Source organism: Mycobacterium sp. 141 (assembly GCF_000382405.1).
Taxonomy (GTDB): Bacteria; Actinomycetota; Actinomycetes; order Mycobacteriales; family Mycobacteriaceae; genus Mycobacterium.
The window spans coordinates 1-21,945 of sequence record NZ_KB908279.1 but is presented as its reverse complement, the minus strand read 5'-3'; the positions used below and the strand labels follow the sequence as shown (position 1 = coordinate 21,945).

At 66.0% G+C, this 21,945-nt stretch carries 21 protein-coding genes; 10 read left to right on the top strand and 11 right to left on the bottom strand.

The annotated features are described in order from the left end of the window. Window positions 1-11: 11 nt before the first annotated feature. From H276_RS0121590 to H276_RS0121560, 7 genes are all read left to right on the top strand, one after another. Window positions 12-2,387, top strand: a complete 2,376-nt coding sequence (locus H276_RS0121590) for a hypothetical protein (RefSeq protein WP_081625530.1) — start codon at window positions 12-14, stop codon at window positions 2,385-2,387. Further along, a complete protein-coding gene (gene murJ, locus H276_RS0121585) occupies window positions 2,384-5,992 on the top strand; it encodes a murein biosynthesis integral membrane protein MurJ (RefSeq protein WP_019973366.1) in 3,609 nt (1,202 codons plus the stop codon). The genes H276_RS0121590 and murJ overlap by 4 nt, the downstream gene beginning before the upstream one ends. A gap of 100 nt (window positions 5,993-6,092) precedes the next feature. After that, on the top strand, window positions 6,093-6,731 hold the full coding sequence (gene sigM, locus H276_RS0121580) for an RNA polymerase sigma factor SigM (RefSeq protein WP_019973365.1): 639 nt from the start codon (window positions 6,093-6,095) through the stop codon (window positions 6,729-6,731). Next, window positions 6,682-7,410, top strand: a complete 729-nt coding sequence (locus tag H276_RS0121575; protein ID WP_019973364.1) for a hypothetical protein — start codon at window positions 6,682-6,684, stop codon at window positions 7,408-7,410. The genes sigM and H276_RS0121575 overlap by 50 nt, the downstream gene beginning before the upstream one ends. A gap of 109 nt (window positions 7,411-7,519) precedes the next feature. Beyond that, window positions 7,520-8,455 carry a thioredoxin-disulfide reductase gene (trxB, locus tag H276_RS0121570; RefSeq protein WP_019973363.1) on the top strand — a complete coding sequence of 312 codons (936 nt, stop codon included), beginning with the start codon at window positions 7,520-7,522 and terminating at the stop codon, window positions 8,453-8,455. A gap of 34 nt (window positions 8,456-8,489) precedes the next feature. Then, entirely contained in the window at window positions 8,490-8,822 is a 333-nt protein-coding gene (gene trxA, locus H276_RS0121565) for a thioredoxin (RefSeq protein WP_019973362.1), read from the top strand. Window positions 8,823-8,950: 128 nt separating this feature from the next. Further along, complete coding sequence (locus H276_RS0121560) at window positions 8,951-10,141, top strand: N-acetylmuramoyl-L-alanine amidase (RefSeq protein WP_019973361.1); 1,191 nt, start codon at window positions 8,951-8,953, stop codon at window positions 10,139-10,141. Between the two features lie 161 nt (window positions 10,142-10,302). On the opposite strand, the gene H276_RS0121555 is transcribed toward H276_RS0121560, so the two are convergent. From H276_RS0121555 to rpmH, 11 genes are all read right to left on the bottom strand, one after another. Continuing rightward, window positions 10,303-10,947, bottom strand: coding sequence for a class I SAM-dependent methyltransferase (locus H276_RS0121555; protein WP_019973360.1), 645 nt, complete (start codon window positions 10,945-10,947; stop codon window positions 10,303-10,305). A gap of 141 nt (window positions 10,948-11,088) precedes the next feature. Next, a complete protein-coding gene (locus H276_RS0121550; RefSeq protein WP_019973359.1) occupies window positions 11,089-11,382 on the bottom strand; it encodes a putative quinol monooxygenase in 294 nt (97 codons plus the stop codon). A gap of 76 nt (window positions 11,383-11,458) precedes the next feature. Further along, the gene (locus H276_RS23430; RefSeq protein WP_019973358.1) at window positions 11,459-12,247 is read right to left on the bottom strand and encodes a hypothetical protein; all 789 of its coding nucleotides are present in this window, start codon (window positions 12,245-12,247) and stop codon (window positions 11,459-11,461) included. 228 nt (window positions 12,248-12,475) lie between these two features. Next, a complete protein-coding gene (locus H276_RS0121540; protein ID WP_019973357.1) occupies window positions 12,476-13,471 on the bottom strand; it encodes a ParB/RepB/Spo0J family partition protein in 996 nt (331 codons plus the stop codon). A 51-nt stretch (window positions 13,472-13,522) separates the two neighbouring features. Beyond that, window positions 13,523-14,491, bottom strand: coding sequence for a ParA family protein (locus H276_RS0121535; protein WP_155943215.1), 969 nt, complete (start codon window positions 14,489-14,491; stop codon window positions 13,523-13,525). Between the two features lie 2 nt (window positions 14,492-14,493). Continuing rightward, the gene (rsmG, locus tag H276_RS0121530; protein WP_036461585.1) at window positions 14,494-15,168 is read right to left on the bottom strand and encodes a 16S rRNA (guanine(527)-N(7))-methyltransferase RsmG; all 675 of its coding nucleotides are present in this window, start codon (window positions 15,166-15,168) and stop codon (window positions 14,494-14,496) included. Window positions 15,169-15,228: 60 nt separating this feature from the next. After that, on the bottom strand, window positions 15,229-15,765 hold the full coding sequence (locus H276_RS0121525; protein ID WP_019973354.1) for a R3H domain-containing nucleic acid-binding protein: 537 nt from the start codon (window positions 15,763-15,765) through the stop codon (window positions 15,229-15,231). A gap of 35 nt (window positions 15,766-15,800) precedes the next feature. Next, window positions 15,801-16,886 (bottom strand): membrane protein insertase YidC, encoded by a 1,086-nt coding sequence (yidC, locus tag H276_RS0121520; protein ID WP_036461583.1) that lies wholly within the window; start codon window positions 16,884-16,886, stop codon window positions 15,801-15,803. Further along, window positions 16,861-17,145 (bottom strand): membrane protein insertion efficiency factor YidD, encoded by a 285-nt coding sequence (yidD, locus tag H276_RS24335; RefSeq protein ID WP_081625528.1) that lies wholly within the window; start codon window positions 17,143-17,145, stop codon window positions 16,861-16,863. Before yidD ends, yidC begins: the two co-directional genes overlap by 26 nt. Then, the gene (gene rnpA / locus H276_RS0121515; protein WP_019973352.1) at window positions 17,142-17,498 is read right to left on the bottom strand and encodes a ribonuclease P protein component; all 357 of its coding nucleotides are present in this window, start codon (window positions 17,496-17,498) and stop codon (window positions 17,142-17,144) included. The genes yidD and rnpA overlap by 4 nt, the downstream gene beginning before the upstream one ends. Window positions 17,499-17,519: 21 nt before the next feature. Continuing rightward, on the bottom strand, window positions 17,520-17,663 hold the full coding sequence (rpmH, locus tag H276_RS24330; RefSeq protein WP_070355130.1) for a 50S ribosomal protein L34: 144 nt from the start codon (window positions 17,661-17,663) through the stop codon (window positions 17,520-17,522). Window positions 17,664-18,172: 509 nt separating this feature from the next. Between rpmH and dnaA the strand changes: the two genes are divergently transcribed. The 3 genes from dnaA to H276_RS0121495 all read left to right on the top strand — a co-directional run. Next, window positions 18,173-19,627, top strand: a complete 1,455-nt coding sequence (gene dnaA, locus H276_RS0121510) for a chromosomal replication initiator protein DnaA (protein ID WP_019973351.1) — start codon at window positions 18,173-18,175, stop codon at window positions 19,625-19,627. A gap of 590 nt (window positions 19,628-20,217) precedes the next feature. Then, on the top strand, window positions 20,218-21,408 hold the full coding sequence (dnaN, locus tag H276_RS0121500; RefSeq protein WP_019973349.1) for a DNA polymerase III subunit beta: 1,191 nt from the start codon (window positions 20,218-20,220) through the stop codon (window positions 21,406-21,408). Window positions 21,409-21,433: 25 nt separating this feature from the next. Then, a partial coding sequence (locus tag H276_RS0121495; RefSeq protein ID WP_019972992.1) for an NAD(P)-binding domain-containing protein occupies window positions 21,434-21,945 on the top strand: 512 nt, incomplete at its 3' end.

The window sequence follows — 21,945 nt, the reverse complement described above, 5'->3', positions numbered from 1 at the left end:
TGCCCCGTTGGATGTCGACGGCGGCGCGCATCCTCACGGTCGTAGCCGTGCTGCTGCTCATGGCCGTACCCGCGGTTCTGCCACGCGCGGCGGCCGGTGAGCCCGGGCAACTGCCGTTCCTGCAGCTGCGCATCGATCACGTATCCCCCGACCTGGTCACCACCACCAGCGAGCCTGCGGTCACGGTGTCCGGCGTGGTGAGCAACGTGGGTGACCGGCCGGTACGCGACGTGGTGATCCGGTTGGAGCACGCCCGGGCCGTGGCCTCGTCCACCGAACTGCGCACCGACCTCAGCGGAAGCCTCGACAAGTTCTCCCCCGTCGCCGACTTCATCGACGTCTCCACCGAAATGGCCCGCGGCCAAACGGTTCCGTTCAGTCTGTCCTACCCGCTACGGGCTACCGACCGGCCGTCCCTGCAGATCGACCAACCCGGGGTATATCCGGTGCTGGTCAACGTCAACGGCACGCCGGACTACGGTGAGCCGGCCCGACTCGACGACGCCCGGTTCCTGCTGCCGGTGCTCGGAGTACCGTCCGAGCAACCAGCCGGGCCTGGCGACGACGGCGGAGCGTTGAGCGCGGTGGTGGCTCCGGACACTTCGCGGCCTGTCGGCCTGACGATGCTGTGGCCGCTGGCCGACCGCCCGCGACTGGCTGCGGGAGCCCCCGGCGGCACCACACCGGTGCGGCTGATCGATGACGATCTCGCGACGTCCCTGGCCCCCGGTGGCCGGCTCGACACCTTGCTGTCCGCGGTGGACTTCGCCACCACACCGACGGTCGACCCGGCCGGTCAGGTCCGCGCCGCGCTGTGCCTGGCCGTCGATCCGGATCTGCTGGTCACCGTCAACGCGATGACCGGTGGATACGTCGTCGACGAAGCCCCCGACGCCGGACCGGGCACCCCGACCCGGCCCGGTACCGGGCGCGACGCCGCCATCGCCTGGCTGAACCGGTTACGCGGGCTGGCCCAGCACATGTGCGTGGCGCCGACGACGTACGCGCATGCTGACCTGGAGGCGCTCGACCGCGTCAACGACGCGGGCCTCAGCGCCATCGCCACCAAGGGTGCCGGCGCCATCGTCGACCAGATCCTCGGCGTCGCCTCGACGCGCGGAGCGACCATCGTCGGGGACGGACCGCTCACCGGATCCGCCGTGGACCTGCTCAGCGCTCAGGGCCCGACCGTGGCGATCGCGGCTGCCCACACCACCGCGCAGGACTCGGCAACCGGTGCTCCTGAGACCGCCGACGTCACACCGTTGCGGTATAGCCCAAACCTGGTGTCCGCGGCATTCGATCCCGCGGTCGGCGCCGCACTGGCCGGTGCAGGTACCGATCCGGTGGCCCCCTCGTATCTCGATCCGACGATGGACATCCCGGTCCGGCACGACTCGGCGACCGCGCGGCGCCAGGACGCCGTGGGCGCGCTGCTGTGGCAGGGACTGACCCACAGCATCGAGCCGCGCAGCCAGATCCTCATGCCGCCGCTGGTCTGGTCCCTGCGTCCCGACGATGCAGAGGCGATCCTGACGTCGGTAGCGACCACCATTCATGCCGGGCTGGCGGTGCCCCGCCCCCTGGCCGCGGTGATCGCCGAATCCAATGCGGTACCGGCCGAACCGGTGCAGCCACGGCCGTCCGACACGCTGGGTAATCCGCGCAGCCGCATCGACGATGCGATCACCTCCGGGATCGCGGGGGTGACCGGCAGGCTGTGGGGTCTGACCGCGGCGCTGACCACCGACGAACGCACCGGCCTGACCGGTACGCAGTACACCGCGCCCCTGCGGGAGGACATGCTGCGGGCGCTGAGTCAGTCGGTGCCGCCCGACACCCGCGAGGGGTTGGCCCGCCAGCGCCTGGACATCGTCACGCACAGCGTCGACGACATGTTCAAGGCCGTGACGGTGGTGAACCCCGGCGGCTCGTACACACTGGCCACCGAACGCAGCCCGCTGCCGCTCGCGCTGCGCAACGACCTTCCTGTGCCGATCCGGGTCCGCCTGCAGATCAACGCCCCGCCCGGGATGACCGTGACCGACATGGGAGTGATCGAGCTGCCACCCGGCTATCTGCCGTTGCGCGTTCCGATCGAGGTCCACTTCACTCAGCGGGTTGCCGTCGACGTCGCCCTACAGACCGTGGCGGGGCTGCCGCTGGGTGACCCGGTGCGCCTTTCGGTCCACTCCAACGCCTACGGCAAGGTGCTGTTCTTCATCACCCTGTCGGCGGGCGCGGTCCTGGTTCTGCTCGCCGGGCGACGCCTGTGGCACCGGTTCCGCGGCCAACCCGACCGGGCCGATCTGGACCGCCTCGACCCGATCGACGTCGCGCAGGCGTTCAATCCAGATGAGCCGCCGACCCAGGGACCGCACCGATGACCGTGCCGAAACCTCCTCCCCACCCGCCCGCGCGGCCACCCGCCGGCGCCCGTCCCGAGCTGTCCGACGCCGCGGTGGTGTCCCGATCGTGGGGCATGGCATTCGCCACCCTGATCTCCCGGATCACCGGCTTTCTCCGCATCGTGTTGCTGGCGGCGATCCTCGGCGCAGCACTGTCGAGTTCTTTCTCGGTAGCCAACCAGCTGCCGAACATGGTGGCGGCGCTGGTGCTGGAGGCCACCTTCACCGCGATCTTCGTGCCGGTGCTGGCCCGTGCCGAACGCGACGACCCCGACGGGGGCACGGCCTTCGTGCGGCGCCTGGTGACCCTGGCCACCACCCTGCTGCTGGTGGCGACGGTGCTGTCGGTGGCGTGTGCGCCACTGCTGGTGCGAGTCATGCTCGGCAGCGATCCGCAGGTCAACAATCCACTCACGACGGCATTCGCCTATCTGCTGCTGCCGCAGGTGCTGTTCTACGGTTTGTCGTCGGTGTTCGGCGCGATCCTCAACACCCGCAATGTGTTCAGCCCGCCCGCGTGGGCCCCGGTGCTCAACAACGTGGTGGCCATCCTCACGTTGGGCCTCTACGTCCTGGTTCCCGGCGAGCTCTCGGTGGACCCGGTACACATGGGCAACGCCAAACTGCTCGTGCTCGGAATCGGCACCACGTTGGGTGTCGTGGTCCAGGCCGCCGTACTGCTGGTGGCGATCCGCTCCGAGCGCGTCAGCCTGCGCCCGCTGTGGGGTATCGACGATCGGCTCAAGAAGTTCGGGGCGATGGCCGCGGCCATGGTGCTCTACGTACTGATCAGTCAGGTCGGCCTCATCGTCGGCAACCAGATCGCCAGCACCGCCGCCGCGTCCGGACCGGCGATCTACAACTACACCTGGCTCGTGCTGCAACTGCCGTTCGGCATGATCGGGGTGACCGTGCTGACGGTGGTCATGCCGCGGCTGAGCCGTAACGCGGCCGCCGACAACGTGCCGGCCATTCTCGACGACCTGTCGCTGGCCACCCGGCTGACCATGGTGACGCTGATCCCGATCGTCGCGATGATGACCGTCGGCGGTCCCGCGATCGGCAGTGCGTTGTTCGCCTACGGCAACTTCGGCGAAACCGACGCCGGCTACCTGGGCATGGCGATAACGCTGTCGGCGTTCACCCTCATCCCGTATTCGATGGTGCTGCTGCAGCTGCGGGTGTTCTACGCGCGCGAGCAGCCGTGGACGCCGATCATCCTGATCGTCGTCATCACGGCGGTGAAGATCGCCGGCTCGCTGGCGGCCCCGCATCTCACCGACAACCCCGACATGGTGGCCGGATACCTCGGCCTGGCCAACGGACTGGGATTCCTGGCGGGCGCGATCGTCGGACATGTGCTGCTGCGGTCCAGTCTGCGGCCGCCGGCCGGCCAGCTGGTCAGCCGGCCGGTCGTGCGGACCATCCTGGTGACGATCACGGCGTCGCTGGGTGCGGGTCTGGTGGCGCACGTCGCCGACCGGCTGCTCGGATTGGCATCCCTGACCTCGCATCTGGGCGCGGGCGGATCGCTGCTGCGGCTGCTGGCGCTGGGCCTGATCATGGTCCCGATCATCGTGTGGGTGCTGATCGCCGCCCGCGTACCCGAGGCCCAGGCCGCGCTGGCGATCGTGCGTCGCCGGCTCGGCCGCCCGGCGCAGAAACCGGGCGCGGAGGTAGCCGCAACACCGGCTGCCCTGCCCGTCCAGCCACGCCGCCAGGGTGCGGTCCCGTACCCTGATCAGAGGAATTCTTCTCCACATCGGTGGCCACCAAACCCGGCGGCCACCTTGGGTGGGGCTCCGGCTTCGGTTGCCGGAGCGGGGATGCGGAAAGGACCACCGTTGACCGACGAATCCGCGGGCGGACCCGCACCCCACCCCGAGGGCACCGCGACGACGAGGCTGCCACGCCCGACCGCCGACAATTTCCGGCCCGATGTGCCCGACGCTCACGACACGCCCGACGCGGCCGAACCCGACAGTTCGGCGATCGGCCCGTCCAACGGCGCCACAGCAGTCATCGACACCTCGGCCGATTACAGCCGGGAACCGGCCTCGTTTACCCCGCCGCGGGAACCGGTGGCCGAAACCGCCGACGACGACATCCAGCTGATCCCGGGCGCCACCATCGCCGACGGCCGTTACCGGCTGCTGGTGTTCCACGGCGGGCCGCCCAACCTGCAGTTCTGGCAGGCACTGGATACGGCACTGGACCGACAGGTGGCGTTGACATTCGTCGACCCCGACGGCGTCATGTCCCGCGAACAGGTGCAAGAGATCCTGTCGCGCACCCTCAGACTCAGCCGCCTCGACGTGCCGGGTGTCGCCAGGGTGCTCGACGTCGCCCAGAGCGGGTCGGGCGGGCTCGTCGTATCGGAGTGGATCCGCGGCGGCTCGCTGGCCGAGGTGGCCGACACCTCACCGTCGCCGATCGGCGGCGCTCGGGCCATCCAGTCATTGGCCGCAGCCGCCGAGGCCGCCCACCGGGCCGGTGTGGCGCTGTCGATCGACCATCCCAGCCGCGTGCGGGTGAGCATCGAGGGCGACGTGGCACTGGCCTTCCCGGCCACCCTGCCCGAGGCCACACCCGACGACGACATCCGGGGCATCGGGGCGGCGTTGTACGCCCTGCTGATCGACCGGTGGCCGCTGCCCGAGTCCGGCGTCCGCAGCGGACTCGAGCCGGCTGCCCGCGACGCGGCCGGCCAGCCTGTCGAACCACGCGCGGTGGACCGTGACATCCCGTTCCAGATTTCAGCGGCCGCGGCCCGTGCCGTCCAGGAGGGTGGCGGTATCCGCAGCGCACCCACGTTGCTCAACCTGCTGCAGCAGGCCACCGCCATTGCCAACCGCACAGAGTTGATGGAGGCCCCGCACGAGCCTCCGGCGCCCGAGCCGGCCCGGCCCTACGCCGCAACGGGTGGCGCCGAGGAAGCTGCTGCACGTCGTCGCAAGGGTCTGATGATCGGCTTGATTGCCGGTGGCGCGGTCATCGTCGTCGCACTCGTCGTGCTCGCCTCGATCCTCAACCACATCTTCGGTGACGTCGGCGACGGGCTGAACAAGGACGAGTTGGGTCTGAACGCGCCTTCGGCCTCGACCACCGCGACAACCGACTCCGCGCCGTCGGGCAGCGTCGTGAAACCCGTCAAGGCGACGGTCTTTTCGCCCGAAGGAGGGGCCGACAACCCGAGCCAGGCCGGGCAGGCCATCGACGGTAATCCGGGTACGGCATGGTCCACCGACGCTTACACCGACTCCACACCGTTCCCGAACTTCAAGAACGGTGTCGGTCTGCTGCTGCAGCTGCCGCAGCCCACGGTGGTCGGCTCGGTGACCGTCAACCTCGACAGCACCGGTACCGCTGTGCAGATCCGGTCCGCACAAAGCTCGTCGCCGTCGGCACTGACGGACACCACCGAGCTGAGTTCTCCGACCCCGCTCAAGCCCGGGTCCAACACCATCACCGTGAGCAAGACAGCACCGACGTCGAACGTGCTGGTGTGGATCACCACGCTGGGCACCGTGGATGGCAAGAACCGCACCGACATCTCCGAGATCACCGTGCGATCGGCATCCTGACCGGGTCATCCACAACCTCCCGACCGCGCTGAGCACGGCCGAGGCGAGTTCCGGCAAATAAGTGTCAGGAGCCTTCCCCGGCACCCCTTAGTGTTCGGCTGTGAGAAGGTTCGGGGGGACCGAAGATCCGTCAGCGTCAGCCAGTGCGGGACCACGCACGGATGCCGAGTTGCTCGCCGCCCACGTGTGCGGGGATCGCTATGCGTTCGAGGAATTGGTCCACCGCCATCATCGGCAGCTGCGCCGGCTGGCGTATCTGACCAGCCGCCACGACGACGATGCCGACGACGCGGTGCAGGATGCCCTGCTGTCCGCACATCGCACCGCGGCGGCGTTCCGATACGACTCCGCGGTGAGCAGCTGGCTGTACCGCATCGTCGTCAACGCCTGCCTGGACCGGCTCCGGCGCGCCAAGTCCCAGCCGGCCGTCGCGCCGTACGACACCGAACTCGGCCATCTGCGGGACCCCGCAGGCGATCCGGCGCACCGGGTCGACACCGCGATCATGGTGGAGCGCGCGCTGCTGGCCCTGCCCGTCGAGCAGCGCGCAGCGATCGTCGCGGTGGACATGCAGGGCTATTCGGTGACCGAGACGGCCCGGCTGCTCGGCATCGCGGAGGGCACCGTGAAGAGCCGTTGCGCGCGAGGCAGGGCCAAACTCGCGCGGTCGCTGCGATACTTTGATCCCGATGGACGCCAGCACGCACCCAGCGCCGTCAGACGAGCCGATCACGCCTGACCTGCTCGCTCAGCTGCAGGCGGGGTTGCTCGACGACGCCACCGCCGCCCGGCTGCGGCGCCGCGTGCGTACCGAACCCGAAGCGGCGGCCATGCTGGCCGCGCTCGACCGGGTGCGCCGTGAGCTGGCCGATCTGGCCGACGACGCGCGATCCGCGCCTCCGGCACCCCACGAGGTCACCGCGCACCTCACCGCGGCCTTACGCGCCGCTCCCCCGCCCGAACACGCTCTACGGCCCGGTGTGCGCAGGCTGCGTCGGGTTGCTGCCATCGCGGGCGGGTGCGCAGCACTGGCCGCCATCGGGCTCGGCAGCGCCGCGCTGATGCACCCCGCCCGGCCCACACCGGCGGCGACGGCCAGGTTCGAGCAGATCACGGTGTCGCGACATGAACCGACAGTCGACCTTTCCGAGCCGCAGCTGCTCGGGCTGCTGGCCGCCCGCCCCGATCTCGGGCCGCTGACCGACCCCCACCGGCGCGCCCAGTGCCTGTCCGCGCTGGGCTACCCGCCGGGAATCAAGGTGCTCGGTGGCCGGCCCATGGCTGCCGGCGGCCAACGCGGCGTGCTGATCCTGCTGCCCTCGGATATCCCCGATACGGTCGTGGGCCTCGTCGTGGCCCCGGACTGCGACACCGCCCACGCCGGGTTGCTTGCGGACACAATGGTCAAACACCCGTAGTCTGTCCCACGCGTTCGCCGGGAACACCCCGGCCTAGGCTGGCGTTACCAGGCATACGTTTTGCTCCTGAAGTCCGCGTGCCGAACGACTATCCGGCAGAAAGGCCGATATGACCACCCCAGAGACCGTCCACGACGTCATCATCATCGGATCGGGACCTGCCGGTTACACCGCTGCCGTGTACGCGGCGCGCGCCCAGCTCAAACCGCTGGTGTTCGAGGGCACACAGTTCGGCGGCGCACTGATGACCACCACCGAGGTGGAGAACTACCCGGGCTTCCGCGAGGGCATCACCGGACCTGAGCTGATGGACCAGATGCGCGAGCAGGCGCTGCGCTTCGGCGCGGACCTGCGGATGGAGGACGTCGATTCGGTCGACCTCACCGGCCCGCTGAAGTCGGTCACCGTGGGCGACGAGACCCACCGGGCCCGCTCGGTGATCCTGGCGATGGGTGCCGCGGCCCGACACCTCGGGGTGCCCGGTGAAGAGGCGTTGACGGGGATGGGGGTGAGCACCTGCGCCACCTGCGACGGCTTCTTCTTCCGGGACGAGGACATCGTGGTCGTCGGCGGCGGCGATTCGGCCATGGAAGAGGCGACGTTCCTCACCCGGTTCGCCCGCAGCGTGACCCTCATCCACCGCCGCGAAGAATTCCGCGCGTCGAAAATCATGCTGGAGCGCGCCCGGGCCAACGACAAGATCACCTTCCTCACCAACACCGAGATCACCGAGATCGAAGGTTCGCCCAAGGTGACCGGGGTGCGGTTGCGCGACACCGTGACGGGTGAGGAATCCAAGCTGGCCGTGACGGGTGTGTTCGTGGCGATCGGCCACGATCCGCGTTCGGAACTGGTGCGCGGACAGGTCGACCTCGACGGCGAGGGTTACGTACTGACCGTCGGGCGCACCACCGCGACGTCGGTCGACGGCGTGTTCGCTGCCGGGGACCTGGTCGACCACACCTACCGCCAGGCCATCACCGCCGCGGGCAGCGGCTGTGCGGCGTCCATCGACGCCGAACGCTGGCTGGCCGACAACGACTGATCCCCAACCCGTTTCGAGCGACAGGAGTGACAACATGAGTGAGGACAGCGCGACCGTAGCGGTCACCGACGATTCGTTTTCCGACGACGTCCTGGCCAGCAGCACGCCGGTGCTGGTGGACTTCTGGGCCACCTGGTGCGGGCCGTGCAAGATGGTCGCGCCGGTACTGGAGGAGATCGCCTCCGAGAAGGCCGGTCAGTTGACGGTGGCCAAGCTCGACGTGGACGCCAACCCGGCTACCGCCCGGGACTTCCAGGTCGTGTCGATCCCGACGATGATCCTGTTCAAGAACGGCGCCCCGGTGAAGCGCATCGTGGGTGCCAAGGGCAAGGCCGCGCTGCTGCGTGAGCTCGGCGACGCACTCTGAGGCTGCGTTAACAGATGGTAAGACCCGGGTCGGGTCCGCCAGCCGTTTTCCGGTATTCGGCCGAAATCTGAGACAATGCTGGCTGGTCAGTTTCGGCAACCCGCCGGAAACCAGCCTGGAGGGACCGTATGTCGAGTCTGCGTCACGGAGACCGTGGCGGTGCGGTCACCGAGATCCGGGAAGCGCTCATGGCGCTGGGTCTCATCGACAGCCCCGACGCCGATCTGAGCACCGGCCGGCATGTCGCCCTGGATGTGTTCGATGCCGAACTCGACCAGGCAGTGCGTGCCTTCCAGCAGCATCGCGGGCTGCTGGTGGACGGCATAGTCGGCGAGGCGACGTATCGCGCGTTGCGAGAGGCCTCCTACCGGCTGGGGGCGCGCACACTGACCCATCAGTTCGGTGCACCGATGTACGGCGACGACGTCGCTACTCTGCAGGCCCGGCTCCAGGATCTCGGTTTCTACACCGGCATGGTCGACGGCCACTTCGGCCTGCAGACCCACAACGCCCTGTCGTCCTACCAACGTGAGTACGGTCTGTACCCGGACGGTATCTGCGGCCCCGAAACCCTTCGCTCCCTGTACTTCCTGGGGTCGCGGGTGACCGGCGGCTCACCGCACGCCATTCGCGAAGAGGAACTGGTCCGCCGGTCGGGGCCTCGGCTGTCAGGCAAGCGGGTGATCATCGATCCGGGCCGCGGCGGCTCCGACCACGGCATGATCATGCACGGCCCCGAGGGTCCGATCAGCGAAGCGGACATCCTGTGGGACTTGGCAAGTCGGCTGGAAGGCCGGATGACGGCCATCGGCATGGACACGTTCACCTCCCGCCCCGCCAGCCGCAGTTCGCTGGATGCTGAGCGCGCGGCGACCGCCAACACGGTGGGCGCCGATCTGATGATCAGCCTGCGTTGCGCGACTCAGCTCAGCACGTCGGCCAACGGCGTGGCCTCGTTTCACTTCGGTAACTCGCACGGTTCGGTGTCGACCATCGGCCGCAACCTCGCCGACTTCATTCAACGGGAAGTGGTGGCCCGCACCGGGTTACGTGATTGTCGCACCCATGGCCGCACCTGGGATCTGCTCCGGCTGACCCGGATGCCGACCGTCCAGGTGGACATCGGTTACATCACCAATCCGCGTGACCGTAGTCTTCTGGTCTCCACCCAAACGCGCGACGCCATCGCAGAGGGCATTCTCGCAGCGGTCAAGCGCCTGTACCTACTGGGCAAGAACGACCGGCCCACAGGAACTTTCACGTTCGCCGAGCTGCTCGCCCACGAACTGTCGGTCGAGCAGACCCCGCGCGGAGCGTAATCAACAGAACCCGAACGTGTCTCGACACCTCACCGGTTACGGTGTTGTGCGGTCTAGGATCTCGGCTGCGACTTACCTGTCCGTTTTCGTTGAATCTGAGACAAATTTGAATCTGCGCGCAAACCCAACCTGGTCGGTATCCGCAAGAGGCGCCGCCTAATTCAGTACAGTGGCTGCTCGACTGGCTTCTGCCAGACCAGTAGGTACCGCCAGAAGAGCAGGCGCCGCACGCGGACGCTCGGAAGAAGGGTTGCCGCCAGTTCGGCGACTTGGCGGGTAGTCAATGGTGGGTCCATGACCACGGGCATCGCGCCGTGATCGGGCGCCTTTTGGAACCCAGCACCTGTCCCTAGCAACCGTGCTGCGAGAAAACGGAGACCGAACGCACGATGTGCGATTGCGGCGGCGAGTTCATGTGGCCACTCGTGCCGTAAGTCGGCCCGAGGCAGCGCTACCGCCGCCAGGACGCCGCCGGGCCGTAGAGCGTCAGCGAGCCGAGGAAGTACAACTTCGAGCGGCATGTGGTGCAATGCTGTTATCGACACGATCGCGTCATAGTCTGTTGCCGGCAGCGCGTCGTTCAAGACATCGGCCTGGACACAGGCCACATTCATCGGCGTCCGTCGTTTCGCTTCGGCGATCATCGCTCCTGAGCGGTCAACGGCGTCGACGTGGTTGCTCCGTTGGGCGAGTAGGACCGCAAATGCGCCGGCGCCGCAACCGACGTCCAATACCCGTTCGCACCGTTGCGGCACATGGCGGAGCAACAGGTGCTGGTAGTAGGCGTTGTGGTCCCAATCGAGCACGTTCCGATCTTATGGGCCGGCCTTGGTGTGGGCGAGTCGGTAGCTGTCGGTGATCGGTGACCATTCGGTGGCGATTTCGCCGCCGGATTATTTGTGCATCGCCAGATACGTTCCCGCACAACGTCTGTATGGCCATCACCCCTACTCTTGCGACAGAGACCGCGCCGAAACGACCCGGTACTCGGTCACGGCCGCTGAAATCATTGCCGCAGTTTGATCGTCGCTCGGCCCGTCACCGCGGAATGCCTCTACCGCTGACTGCGAAGCCCACCGCTCGTACACATTGATCCGACCCGGGTCGATCAGATCTGCGGTGACCGCAAAATCGAGACAGCCGGGTGTGCGGCGGGCCTGTTCCACGACGGCTACGCATCCCGCCAGATATGACTGCCGCGCTGCGGGTTCGACGATGATGTGCCCTGCAACGATGATCATGCGCTGTCCTGTCGTCGAGTGCTCCTGCGCTACTCAGGTAGACAACTTCAAGACACCGAATTCATCGGCGATCGGGTCAGAGCACCGTCTTGTGCCACACCGGCCGGGTGCTGTTCATCGTGGCACCGATCATCGCCGAGCCGACCGGCAACTCGATGCGGGCATTCGCGAGCAATCGCTCGAGCGCGGCCTCGACCTCGGCCTTCCAGCCGAGGCCCTTGTCCAGCTCAAGGCGCAACCGCGGGAAGTACGTATGCGGAGCGACGATCGAGAATCCGACATCCAGCAGAAAGTCGGACCTGATCATGCACTGGTCTACGGCGCAATCCCCCAGCACCTGGACGACCGGCGCCAACTCTTCGGGCAGTGACGCGCAGCCTTCGAGTTCGGTGACTGCCTCGGTATAGCCGAACGCCTCCAATGCCCGCACCCCGCGCCGAACGAGATCACCGACCACGGCGGCAAGCAGGCTGGCCGGTAAACCCTCGGTGTCATCGTTGGATTCCACCGCGACGGCAGTCAACAGCACCGCATCGGCACTGACGGGCGCCGTCGGGAACAGTCGGGCCCGCGGCACCGCCCCGGGCGGGGCATAGAAGGCATATCCGAGACAGGCCTCGTCACCCGTGATCGGCGGGCTGAACTCACCGCCATCATCGGGCGGAGACTCGACGGCGAGTTGAGCGCACGATCCCCACTCGAGCATGACCATGGAGAGCCACGCTTCCTTCTCGAACTCGGGATCGCTGAGATGATCGTCGCCGCCGAGCGTCGAGGGGTCGACCTCCCAGAAGACACACCGCCGCGCGTGCTTCGGCAACTGCTCGAATCCCTCGAGCCGGAGCGGTGTGATGCGTGCTGACACTAGACTCCCCGGTTTCCACACGATGCCGGTACACGCGGCACTCTCTCAAGGATAGGAGAGCTTGGCCGCAACGGCGCGGTCGGCGACAAATCTCTCATCTTCCGCCGCCTCCCGAACGAAATATGGTGCCGCCCAAGTACTTTCCCTATCGCGGCCGTTCACGCAACGACACTTGTGACCCGATGTGTCACAGTGACGGAATTCCCCGGTGTGGTTGGACGTAGGTTTTCAGTGCTCTTCGGTGCTCATCAGTTCGACAATTCGCTGCAGATCGTCGACCGATCCGAATTCGACGACGATCTTGCCTTTGCGTTTGCCGAGGCTCACGGTCACTCGGGTGTCGAACGTTGTCGAGAGTCGGTCAGCAACGTCCTGCAGACCAGGCATCTGAATCGGCTTGCGCCGCGGAGCCGGCGGGGTTGAGCCATCCCGATTGGCCAATGTGACGGCCTCTTCTGTGGCACGCACCGACAATCCCTCGGCCACGATCCGCGCCGCAAGCTCCTCTTGCTTTTCCGGGCCGCCCTCGAGGGCAAGCAGCGCACGGGCATGGCCCGCTGAAAGGACGCCGGCCGCCACCCGACGCTGCACCACGATCGGCAGCCGCAACAAGCGGATCATGTTCGAGATCACCGGCCGCGACCGGCCGATCTTCGTCGCGAGTTCGTCGTGGGTGACACCGAATTCGTCGAGCAGCTGTTGGTAGGCCGCAGCCTCCTCCAGTGGGTTGAGCTGCACCCGGTGGATGTTCTCCAGGAGTGCGTCGCGCAGCATGCTGTCGTCAGCGGTCTCCCGCACGATCGCCGGGATGGCAGTCAGCTCGGCGATCTGTGCGGCACGCCATCTCCGCTCCCCCATCACCAACTGGTAGCGCGTGGCTCCATCGGTCTTCACGGCACGCACCACGATCGGCTGCATCAGACCGAACTCGCGGATCGAATGCACGAGCTCGTCGAGCGCCTCTTCGTCGAAGACCTGGCGGGGCTGACGCGGGTTGGGATCGATCAGGCCGGGATCGATCTCCCGATACGTCGCACCGACGCCATCGACCTCTGCTTGCGGTGTATCGGATGCCGACGATACGGCCGGGCCGAGCAGAACGTCTGCGGCTGTCGCCCCCATTCGCGGGCTCAAGTAGTCGGTGCCGTCGTCGGCCGGGCCGGTAGGAATCAGAGAAGCCAGACCGCGGCCGAGCCCACTGCGCTTCTTCGCCGGCTGATTCATGATCGTCTCCTGCTCATCGCTGTCAACTGCCCGACCTGTTCGCCAATCGCCCTACTCTGCGCGGGGCGGCGCACCACGCTGCGCGATCTCGCGGCTGGCGTCGAGGTAGCTCAGCGCGCCACGGGAACCCGGATCGTAATCGAGGATCGTCATCCCGTAGCCGGGCGCTTCGGACACTTTGACGCTGCGCGGAATCACGGTCTTGAGCACCTTGTCACCGAAGTGCTCACGAACGTCCTCGGCGACCTGATCCGCCAACTTGGTCCGGCCGTCGTACATCGTGAGTATCACGGTCGATACCGACAGATTCGGGTTCAGGTGAGCCTTGACCATCTCGATATTCCGGAGCAACTGACCGACACCTTCCAGCGCGTAGTACTCGCACTGGATCGGAATGAGCACTTCCGCCGCGGCCACGAACGCGTTGATGGTCAGCAAGCCCAGCGACGGCGGGCAATCGATGAAGACGTAATCAAAGTTGTGCTGTTTGAGCTCGGCCAACGCAGAACGCAACCGGCCCTCGCGCGCGACCATACTGACGAGTTCAATCTCCGCGCCGGCCAAGTCGATCGTCGCGGGAATGCAAAACAGGCGTTCATTGTGCGGGCTCTGCTGCAGCGCCTCCTGGACCGGCGTCTCACCAATCAGCACCTCATACGAGGACAGCGTGCCAGGCCGGTGTTCAATACTCAGCGCCGTACTGGCATTACCCTGCGGATCGAGATCGATCACCAGGATGCGAAGTCCCTGCCGCGCGAGAGCGGCCGCGACATTGACGGCCGTCGTGGTCTTGCCGACGCCACCCTTCTGATTGGCGATGGTAAAGACCCGCTGATGCGCCGGACGCGGGAGTTGGCCATGCGTGGTGTGCAGGAGCCGGGTGGCCCGCTCAGCTTCGGCCGCGATCGGAGTGTCCATTACGGCGTCCGCGGTCCAGTCAGAGCGATCGGCATCGCCGAGTGTTTCACGTGAAACGATGCTCGTCTTGGCGGCTGCGGCCCTGCTCTGACCCGAGCTCATCTTCATCTCCTGCCCGTCTTCCCCCGCGTCCCGCGCCGTGCCACGACGACGGTTGCGGGTGGGTTCAAATAGGTCGCGCCACATCTCACTACCCTGGCATCCACGGCACCGACTGACCTCATCACACGCCGGTGTTCCTCTATCTCAACTTCTGCCCGCTCGCCTTTGATCGCGAGCATGCGACCGTCTGCTCGCAGCAGCGGCATACCCCACCGGCTCAGCTTGTCGAGGGAGGCAACCGCCCGGGATGTCACCACATCCATCTCCCCCACTTCATTGCGAACGACTCGGTCTTCGGCGCGCCCACGGACGACCGCCACATCCAGGTCCAATTCGGCAATGACTTCGCGGAGAAACTCGCTCCGTCGCAAGAGAGGTTCGATGAGGGTGACCGTGACATCCGGCCGAGCCAGAGCCAACGGTATCCCGGGCAGGCCGGCTCCGCTACCGATGTCGGCTATGCGCTCGCCCTCGATCAGGAGCTCTCCGACCGCCGCGCTGTTCAAGACGTGGCGTTCCCACAGTCGGTCGATTTCCCGGGGCCCGATCAGACCCCATTCCACGCCCGCCCCGGCCAGGATGGCGGTGTACCGTTCCGCCACCTCGACTCTGTCGCCGAACAGGTCGGCTGCTACCTCCGGCACCGCGAGAACCGGGCCATGTTTCACGTGAAACATCCTCCGCACTCCCGCGGCGACGGGCTACTACACACGAACTACACCGGTGTAACTAATGAATCAGCCGAGCAGTACAACGACGCGACGCGACGGTTCAACGCCTTCGCTCTCGCTACGCACACCGTCCACGGCCGCAACCGCGTCGTGCACGATCTTCCGTTCGAACGGAGTCATCGGCGCGAGTTCTTCTCGCTGGCCGCTCTCCAGCACCCGTCGGGCCACCTTGTCGCCCAACGTGGCCAGTTCTTCACGACGCCGCCGACGCCACCGCGCGATGTCCAGCATGAGCCGGCTGCGCTCGCCGGTCTTCTGATGCACGGCCAGCCGAGTCAGCTCCTGCAATGCGTCCAACACCTCGCCCTTGCGGCCGACGAGCTTGTTCAGGTCGCTACCGCCGTCGATACTCACGACCGCACGATCACCCTCCACATCGAGATCGATGTCGCCATCGAAATCAAGCAGATCGAGCAGCTCCTCGAGATAGTCGCCGGCGATCTCGCCCTCGGCGACCAGTCGCTCTTCGAGATCGTCCACCGATGTTGCTGTCCGCGGAGCCTCCGGTTCGAGGCCGGCATCGGTGGTCTGTGCGTCCGTCATGTCTGTCTCTCCCTACTTTCGCCAGCCGGAACTGGTCAACGCTTCCGCTTCTTGGGGCGCGCGCCGGGTTTCGGGGTGCGGTCTGCCGCATCCTCCGTCGAGCCCGCTGCACTGCCATCGCCCGTGCCTTCGGTCAGTTCGGCGGCCGTACTCTCCGGCTCGTCCTTGTCTGCCGAATTCGACTCGGCCTTACGCGATCGACTGGGCTTGGCTCCCGGCGCCGGCGCATTGGCCGCCCGCCTCTCGATCGCCTCGACCTTCTTGGCTTCCTCTTCCTTCTCGATCATTCCGAACACATAGTGCTGCTGACCGAACGTCCAGATGTTGTTCGAGAACCAGTACAGGATGATCGCGAGCGGCAGGAACGGTCCACCGGCGACGACGCCGAACGGGAACACATACAACGCCAGCTTGTTCATCATCGCGGTCTGCGGGTTGGCCGCCGCCTCCGGACTCTGCCGCGCCACCGACGCCCGGCTGTTGAAGTAGGTCGCGATACCGGCCAGGATCATGATCGGTACGCCCACCGCGATCACCGCCGGCCGGTCGAAGACGGTGAAGGCGTCCAACCCGGTCTTCTGCACCATCGTCGCGCCCAAGGGCGCACCGAACAGGTTGGCATCCAGGAAGTGCGCCACGTCGGTCGAGCTGAACACATAGTTGCCCGTGGCCCGGTTCTCGGCCACCGACATGTGTACCTGACCGAATCCGCCCACCGTCCGGTTGAACGACCGCAGCACATGGAACAACCCCAGGAACACGGGCACCTGCGCCAGCATCGGCAGACAGCCGAGGATCGGGTTGAACCCGTGCTCCTTCTGCAACTTCTGCATTTCCAGGGCCATCCGCTGGCGGTCCTTGCCGTACTTCTTCTGGAGCGCCTTGATCTGCGGCTGCAACTCCTGCATCTGCCGCGTCGTGCGAATCTGCTTGACGAACGGCTTGTACAAGATCGCGCGCAGGGTGAACACCAAGAACATCACCGACAGCGCCCAGGCGAAAAAGTTCGACGGCCCCAAGACAAAAGCGAACGCCTTGTACCAGACCCACATGATCGCCGACACCGGGTAGTAGATGATGTCGAGGCTGAAGAAGTTAAACATAGGACTCGTTTCTGCCATCTCGGACGGCATCAGCGTTGCGGCGCTCCGGTATCGGATCCCATCCTCCCCGATGCCACGGGCCGCATTTCAGCAGCCGAACCATGGCCAACCAGCCGCCGTACAACAGGCCGTACTCGGTGAGTGCGTCTACGGCGTACTGACTACACGTCGGGGTGAACCGGCAAGTGGGCAAGCGCAGTGGCGAGAGCGTGTGTCGGTAGAGCTGGATCACGAAGATCACAGCGCGGGCCGCACCTTTACTTGCCCGCCGGATCATGAAGACGTACCGAGCCGTGCCGTGGCCCGCTCCAGAGCGGTGGTGAGTTGACGTTCCAAACGCGCAGACAGGGCTCCTCGGCAACTCGGCCGGGCCCGGATGACCACGCGGTCGGTGGGTTCGAGATAGGGCAGCACAGCACGGGCGGCGTGCCGGAGACGGCGAGACACCCGATGCCGTTCTACGGCATTACCGATGGCTTTCGAGACCACCAGGCCGATCCGCGGTCCACTGGCATCCACGTCGTCACGCAACGCGTGCACCACCACATCCGGTTGGGCTACGCGCACACCGCGACTGACGGTGGCACCGAATTCCGCGGACCGCCTCATCCGGTTCCGAGCCGGAAGCACCGCGCTAGATCCTGCGTCGAATCACGCAGTGAGCGAACGACGGCCTTTACTACGGCGGCTGGAGACGATGGCGCGGCCGGCACGGGTCCGCATGCGCAGCCGGAAACCATGCACCCGCGCACGACGGCGGTTGTTCGGCTGGAAGGTCCGCTTGCCCTTGGCCACGGCAATCTCTCCTTGTTTCTATGTGGCACCCGCGACTCTCCGACCCGATATGTGTCGGTGAGGACGCGACTGTCCCTAATAAGCTGTGGTGCGTCGTGCTCTACTTACCGGCGCAGACTCCGGGCGGACCAGGATCGCAGCCGTATCGCCACGTGCGGGCGACTGCTCGAGGGTACTGACGAGCTTTCGCTGGGTCAAACCTGCTACCCGGCGTATTAAGGCAATGTTGCAGAACGGTTGGCACGTCGAAAGAAAACTGTTAGCTTCTGGCAATACCTTTCGTAGCCGTCCCGCATCGGGCTGGCCTCAGACCAGGAATCGAGGACGTCAAGCAGCTGCCACATTCTCACACGATGTGAGCCCGCTACGACGTCCTGCGCACAAGTCAACAGAAGCGACGACAACTGTCCTTTTTCCACAACCTGTGGATAAATATGTGGACAGTTCGTCTTCGTTCTATTGGTCGTCCATTGACTGGACCTCCAGGGCAGTGATAGGGGTAACCGTCGATGACCGCTGACCCCGACCCACCCTTCGTCTCGATCTGGAACGACGTCGTCGCCGAGCTCAATGGCGACACGACCCCCCAGCAAAGGGCTTGGCTCAAGCTCGTGCAGCCGCTGGTCATCACCGAAGGGTTTGCTCTGCTGTCGGTTCCGACGCCTTTCGTCCAGAACGAGATCGAGCGCCACCTGCGCGAACCTATCGTCTCGGCACTGAGCCGCCGGCTCGGGCAGCGTGTCGAACTCGGCGTCCGGATCGCCATCCCGAGCCCGCCGCAGGAAACCGACATCCCCGACAGCCACCTCGAGCCGGCCGCGGCCGAAGTCGACGAGGTCGACGACGATCGAGCGGCCCGCGTCAATGTCGAGGAAAGCTGGCCCACCTACTTCAGCAGCCCGCAGCCGAGCGCCGACGAATCCGATGCCAATGCAGTCACCCTGAACCGGCGCTACACGTTCGACACCTTCGTCATCGGGGCGTCCAACCGGTTCGCCCATGCCGCGACGCTCGCGATCGCCGAGGCGCCGGCCCGGGCCTACAACCCGCTGTTCATCTGGGGTGAGTCCGGCTTGGGCAAGACCCATCTGCTGCACGCAGCCGGCAACTATGCCCAACGGCTCTTCCCCGGCATGCGCGTGAAGTACGTCTCCACCGAGGAATTCACCAACGACTTCATCAACTCGCTGCGCGACGATCGCAAGGCGTCGTTCAAACGCAGTTACCGCGACATCGACATCCTGCTTGTCGACGACATCCAGTTCATCGAAGGCAAGGAAGGTATCCAGGAAGAGTTCTTCCACACCTTCAACACATTGCACAACGCGAACAAACAGATCGTCATCTCGTCCGACCGGCCCCCCAAGCAGCTGGCCACCCTCGAAGACCGATTGCGTACGCGGTTCGAGTGGGGCCTGATCACCGACGTCCAGCCCCCCGAGCTGGAGACCCGCATCGCCATCCTGCGCAAGAAGGCACAGATGGATCGGCTCGACGCACCCGACGACGTTCTCGAGCTCATCGCCAGCAGCATCGAACGCAACATCCGTGAGCTCGAGGGCGCACTTATTCGAGTGACGGCGTTCGCCTCGCTCAACAAGACCCGGATCGACAAGTCACTGGCCGAAGTGGTGCTGCGCGATCTGATCGCCGACGCCACCACGATGCAGATCAGTGCGGCGGCCATCATGGCCGCCACTGCGGAGTACTTCGAAACCACGGTCGAGGAACTGCGCGGACCGGGAAAAACCAGAGCGCTGGCGCAGTCCCGGCAGATCGCCATGTATCTGTGCCGTGAACTCACCGATCTCTCGCTGCCCAAGATAGGGCAGGCGTTCGGCCGCGATCACACCACGGTGATGTACGCCGAGAAGAAGATCCGGGGCGAGATGGCCGAGCGACGTGAGGTTTTCGACCACGTCAAGGAACTCACCACCCGTATCCGTCAGCGCGCCAAGCGCTGAAGCACACCTCCCTGCGTTCCTCCGGCGGCCGGCGTCTTGTTGTCGCCATCTCACATAGTGGTCGCATCAGCTCACCGCGCAGCCGATTTGAACGACATCTTTTGTCACAGGCGCGTCAGCCGTCACAGTTTCGCGCGGTCGAGCCCTGTGGACAGCGCTGTGCACAAGCTGCGGGCGAACCACAGGATGAGTGGCGAAACGATCCACACGGCCCCGATTGTCCCCAGCACCCGCTCCGGTCCGACCCGGATCTCCACAGCCGACTCACACCACGACACACCGGACGTACAGGACATACACCGCGTCATCCCCAGATTCCACAATGCCTATTACTGTTACTCATATATCTACTTAGAGTTCTTCTCAGAAGAAGGCTGTTGGGGACATCCCTGATCGAGGGGTGCCTCACCCGCCTCGACAACTGCTGATGCCACCCCGATCGATTAGCTTTCAACTTGATGCGGAAAGCTCTACGGTGGTTCTTCGACGACGGTTTCTTCAGCGTGCTTGCATGGCCTTACGCTGTACAGTCCTGCCGGAAACCGCCGATTAGAGCTCATTGTGGGGATTATCGAAGGGGCGCATAGGACGTGTCGACGACTACGGCTGGGCTGACCGACCTGAAGTTTCGCGCGGTGCGCGAGGACTTCGCGGACGCGGTGGCCTGGGTGGCCCGTAACCTGCCGAGCCGGCCCACCATCCCGGTGCTGGCCGGTGTGCTGCTCACCGGTACCGATGACGGTCTGACCATCTCGGGATTCGACTACGAAGTTTCGGCGGAGGTCCGGGTTGCAGCCGAAATAGCTTCTCCAGGAAGCGTTTTGGTTTCTGGTCGGCTGCTCTCCGACATCACCAAGGCGCTGCCGGGCAAGCCCGTCGATGTCAGTGTCGAAGGCACTCGCGCCGCCCTGACGTGCGGAAGTGCCCGGTTCTCCCTACCGACGTTGGCAGTCGAGGACTACCCCGCGCTGCCCGCGCTACCCGACGAGACCGGTGTGGTCGCGGCAGACCTCTTCTCCGAGGCCATCGGACAGGTCGCGGTCGCCGCGGGCCGCGATGACACGCTGCCGATGCTGACCGGCATCCGCGTCGAAATCTCCGGCGAATCAGTGGTTTTGGCCGCCACCGACAGATTCCGGCTGGCAGTGCGGGAGCTGACCTGGGAGGCCACGGCGGCCGACGTCGAGACCGCAGTGTTGGTACCGGCCAAGACGCTGGCCGAGGCGGCCAAGGCCGGCACCGATGGCACCGAGGTGCACTTGTCACTCGGATCCGGACCGTCGGTCGGCAAGGACGGGTTGCTGGGCATTCGCAGCAATGGCAAGCGCAGCACCACGCGCCTGCTCGATGCGGAATTCCCGAAGTTCCGCCAGCTGCTACCCACCGAGCACACGGCGGTAGCGACCATCGGCGTGGCGGAGCTGACCGAGGCCATCAAGCGCGTGGCGCTCGTGGCCGATCGGGGCGCGCAGATCCGCATGGAGTTCGCCGAGGACGTGCTGCGCCTTTCGGCGGGCGCCGACGATGTCGGCAGGGCCGAAGAAGATCTGTCCGTCTCGTTCGCGGGTGAGCCGCTGACGATCGCGTTCAACCCGACATACCTGACCGACGGGCTGGGCTCGTTGCGTTCAGAACGTGTGACATTCGGATTTACGACACCTAGCCGTCCCGCAGTGTTGCGCCCGGCGGGCGACGATGATGGAACCGGTGCAGGTGGCCCGTTCCCGGCCGCCCACACCGATTACGTCTACCTGTTGATGCCGGTCCGCCTTCCTGGCTGACCGGCCCGGCGAAAGAGGAACCCATATGCAATTGGGGTTGATCGGCCTGGGCAAGATGGGCTTCAACATGCGCGAGCGGCTCCGCGAGGGTGGCCACGAGGTCATCGGCTACGACCCGCGCCCTGAGGTCAGTGACGTGGCGAGCCTCGCTGACCTGGCGGCCGCGTTGAGCACGCCTCGCGTGGTGTGGGTGATGGTGCCCTCCGGAACGATTACCAACGACACCATCAAGTCGCTGGCTGATGTGTTGAGCCCCGGCGATCTGGTGATAGACGGCGGCAACTCGCGGTACACCGATGATGGACTGCACGCGAAACTGTTGGGCGAGAAGGGTATTTCGTTCATCGACGCCGGGGTGTCCGGCGGTGTGTGGGGCTTGACCGAAGGCTATGGGCTGATGGTCGGTGGTAGCGATGCCGACGTGGCGCGGGCGATGCCGATCTTCGACACGTTGCGGCCGGCCGGTGAGATCGCCGACGGGTTCGTGCACGCCGGTCCGGTGGGCGCCGGGCATTACGCCAAGATGGTGCACAACGG

Bases quoted from the DNA above. Each gene is read 5' to 3' on its own strand.
- yidC (WP_036461583.1), bottom strand. From the start codon at position 16,886: ATGGCAGAAACGAGTCCTATGTTTAACTTCTTCAGCCTCGACATCATC.
- H276_RS0121560 (WP_019973361.1), top strand. From the start codon at position 8,951: ATGTCGAGTCTGCGTCACGGAGACCGTGGCGGTGCGGTCACCGAGATC.
- H276_RS0121535 (WP_155943215.1), bottom strand. From the start codon at position 14,491: ATGAGCTCGGGTCAGAGCAGGGCCGCAGCCGCCAAGACGAGCATCGTT.
- dnaA (WP_019973351.1), top strand. From the start codon at position 18,173: ATGACCGCTGACCCCGACCCACCCTTCGTCTCGATCTGGAACGACGTC.
- H276_RS0121540 (WP_019973357.1), bottom strand. From the start codon at position 13,471: ATGAATCAGCCGGCGAAGAAGCGCAGTGGGCTCGGCCGCGGTCTGGCT.
- murJ (WP_019973366.1), top strand. From the start codon at position 2,384: ATGACCGTGCCGAAACCTCCTCCCCACCCGCCCGCGCGGCCACCCGCC.
- H276_RS0121575 (WP_019973364.1), top strand. From the start codon at position 6,682: ATGGACGCCAGCACGCACCCAGCGCCGTCAGACGAGCCGATCACGCCT.
- trxB (WP_019973363.1), top strand. From the start codon at position 7,520: ATGACCACCCCAGAGACCGTCCACGACGTCATCATCATCGGATCGGGA.
- H276_RS0121550 (WP_019973359.1), bottom strand. From the start codon at position 11,382: ATGATCATCGTTGCAGGGCACATCATCGTCGAACCCGCAGCGCGGCAG.
- rsmG (WP_036461585.1), bottom strand. From the start codon at position 15,168: ATGTTTCACGTGAAACATGGCCCGGTTCTCGCGGTGCCGGAGGTAGCA.
- yidD (WP_081625528.1), bottom strand. From the start codon at position 17,145: ATGATCCGGCGGGCAAGTAAAGGTGCGGCCCGCGCTGTGATCTTCGTG.
- H276_RS0121525 (WP_019973354.1), bottom strand. From the start codon at position 15,765: ATGACGGACGCACAGACCACCGATGCCGGCCTCGAACCGGAGGCTCCG.
- H276_RS0121590 (WP_081625530.1), top strand. From the start codon at position 12: ATGTCGACGGCGGCGCGCATCCTCACGGTCGTAGCCGTGCTGCTGCTC.
- trxA (WP_019973362.1), top strand. From the start codon at position 8,490: ATGAGTGAGGACAGCGCGACCGTAGCGGTCACCGACGATTCGTTTTCC.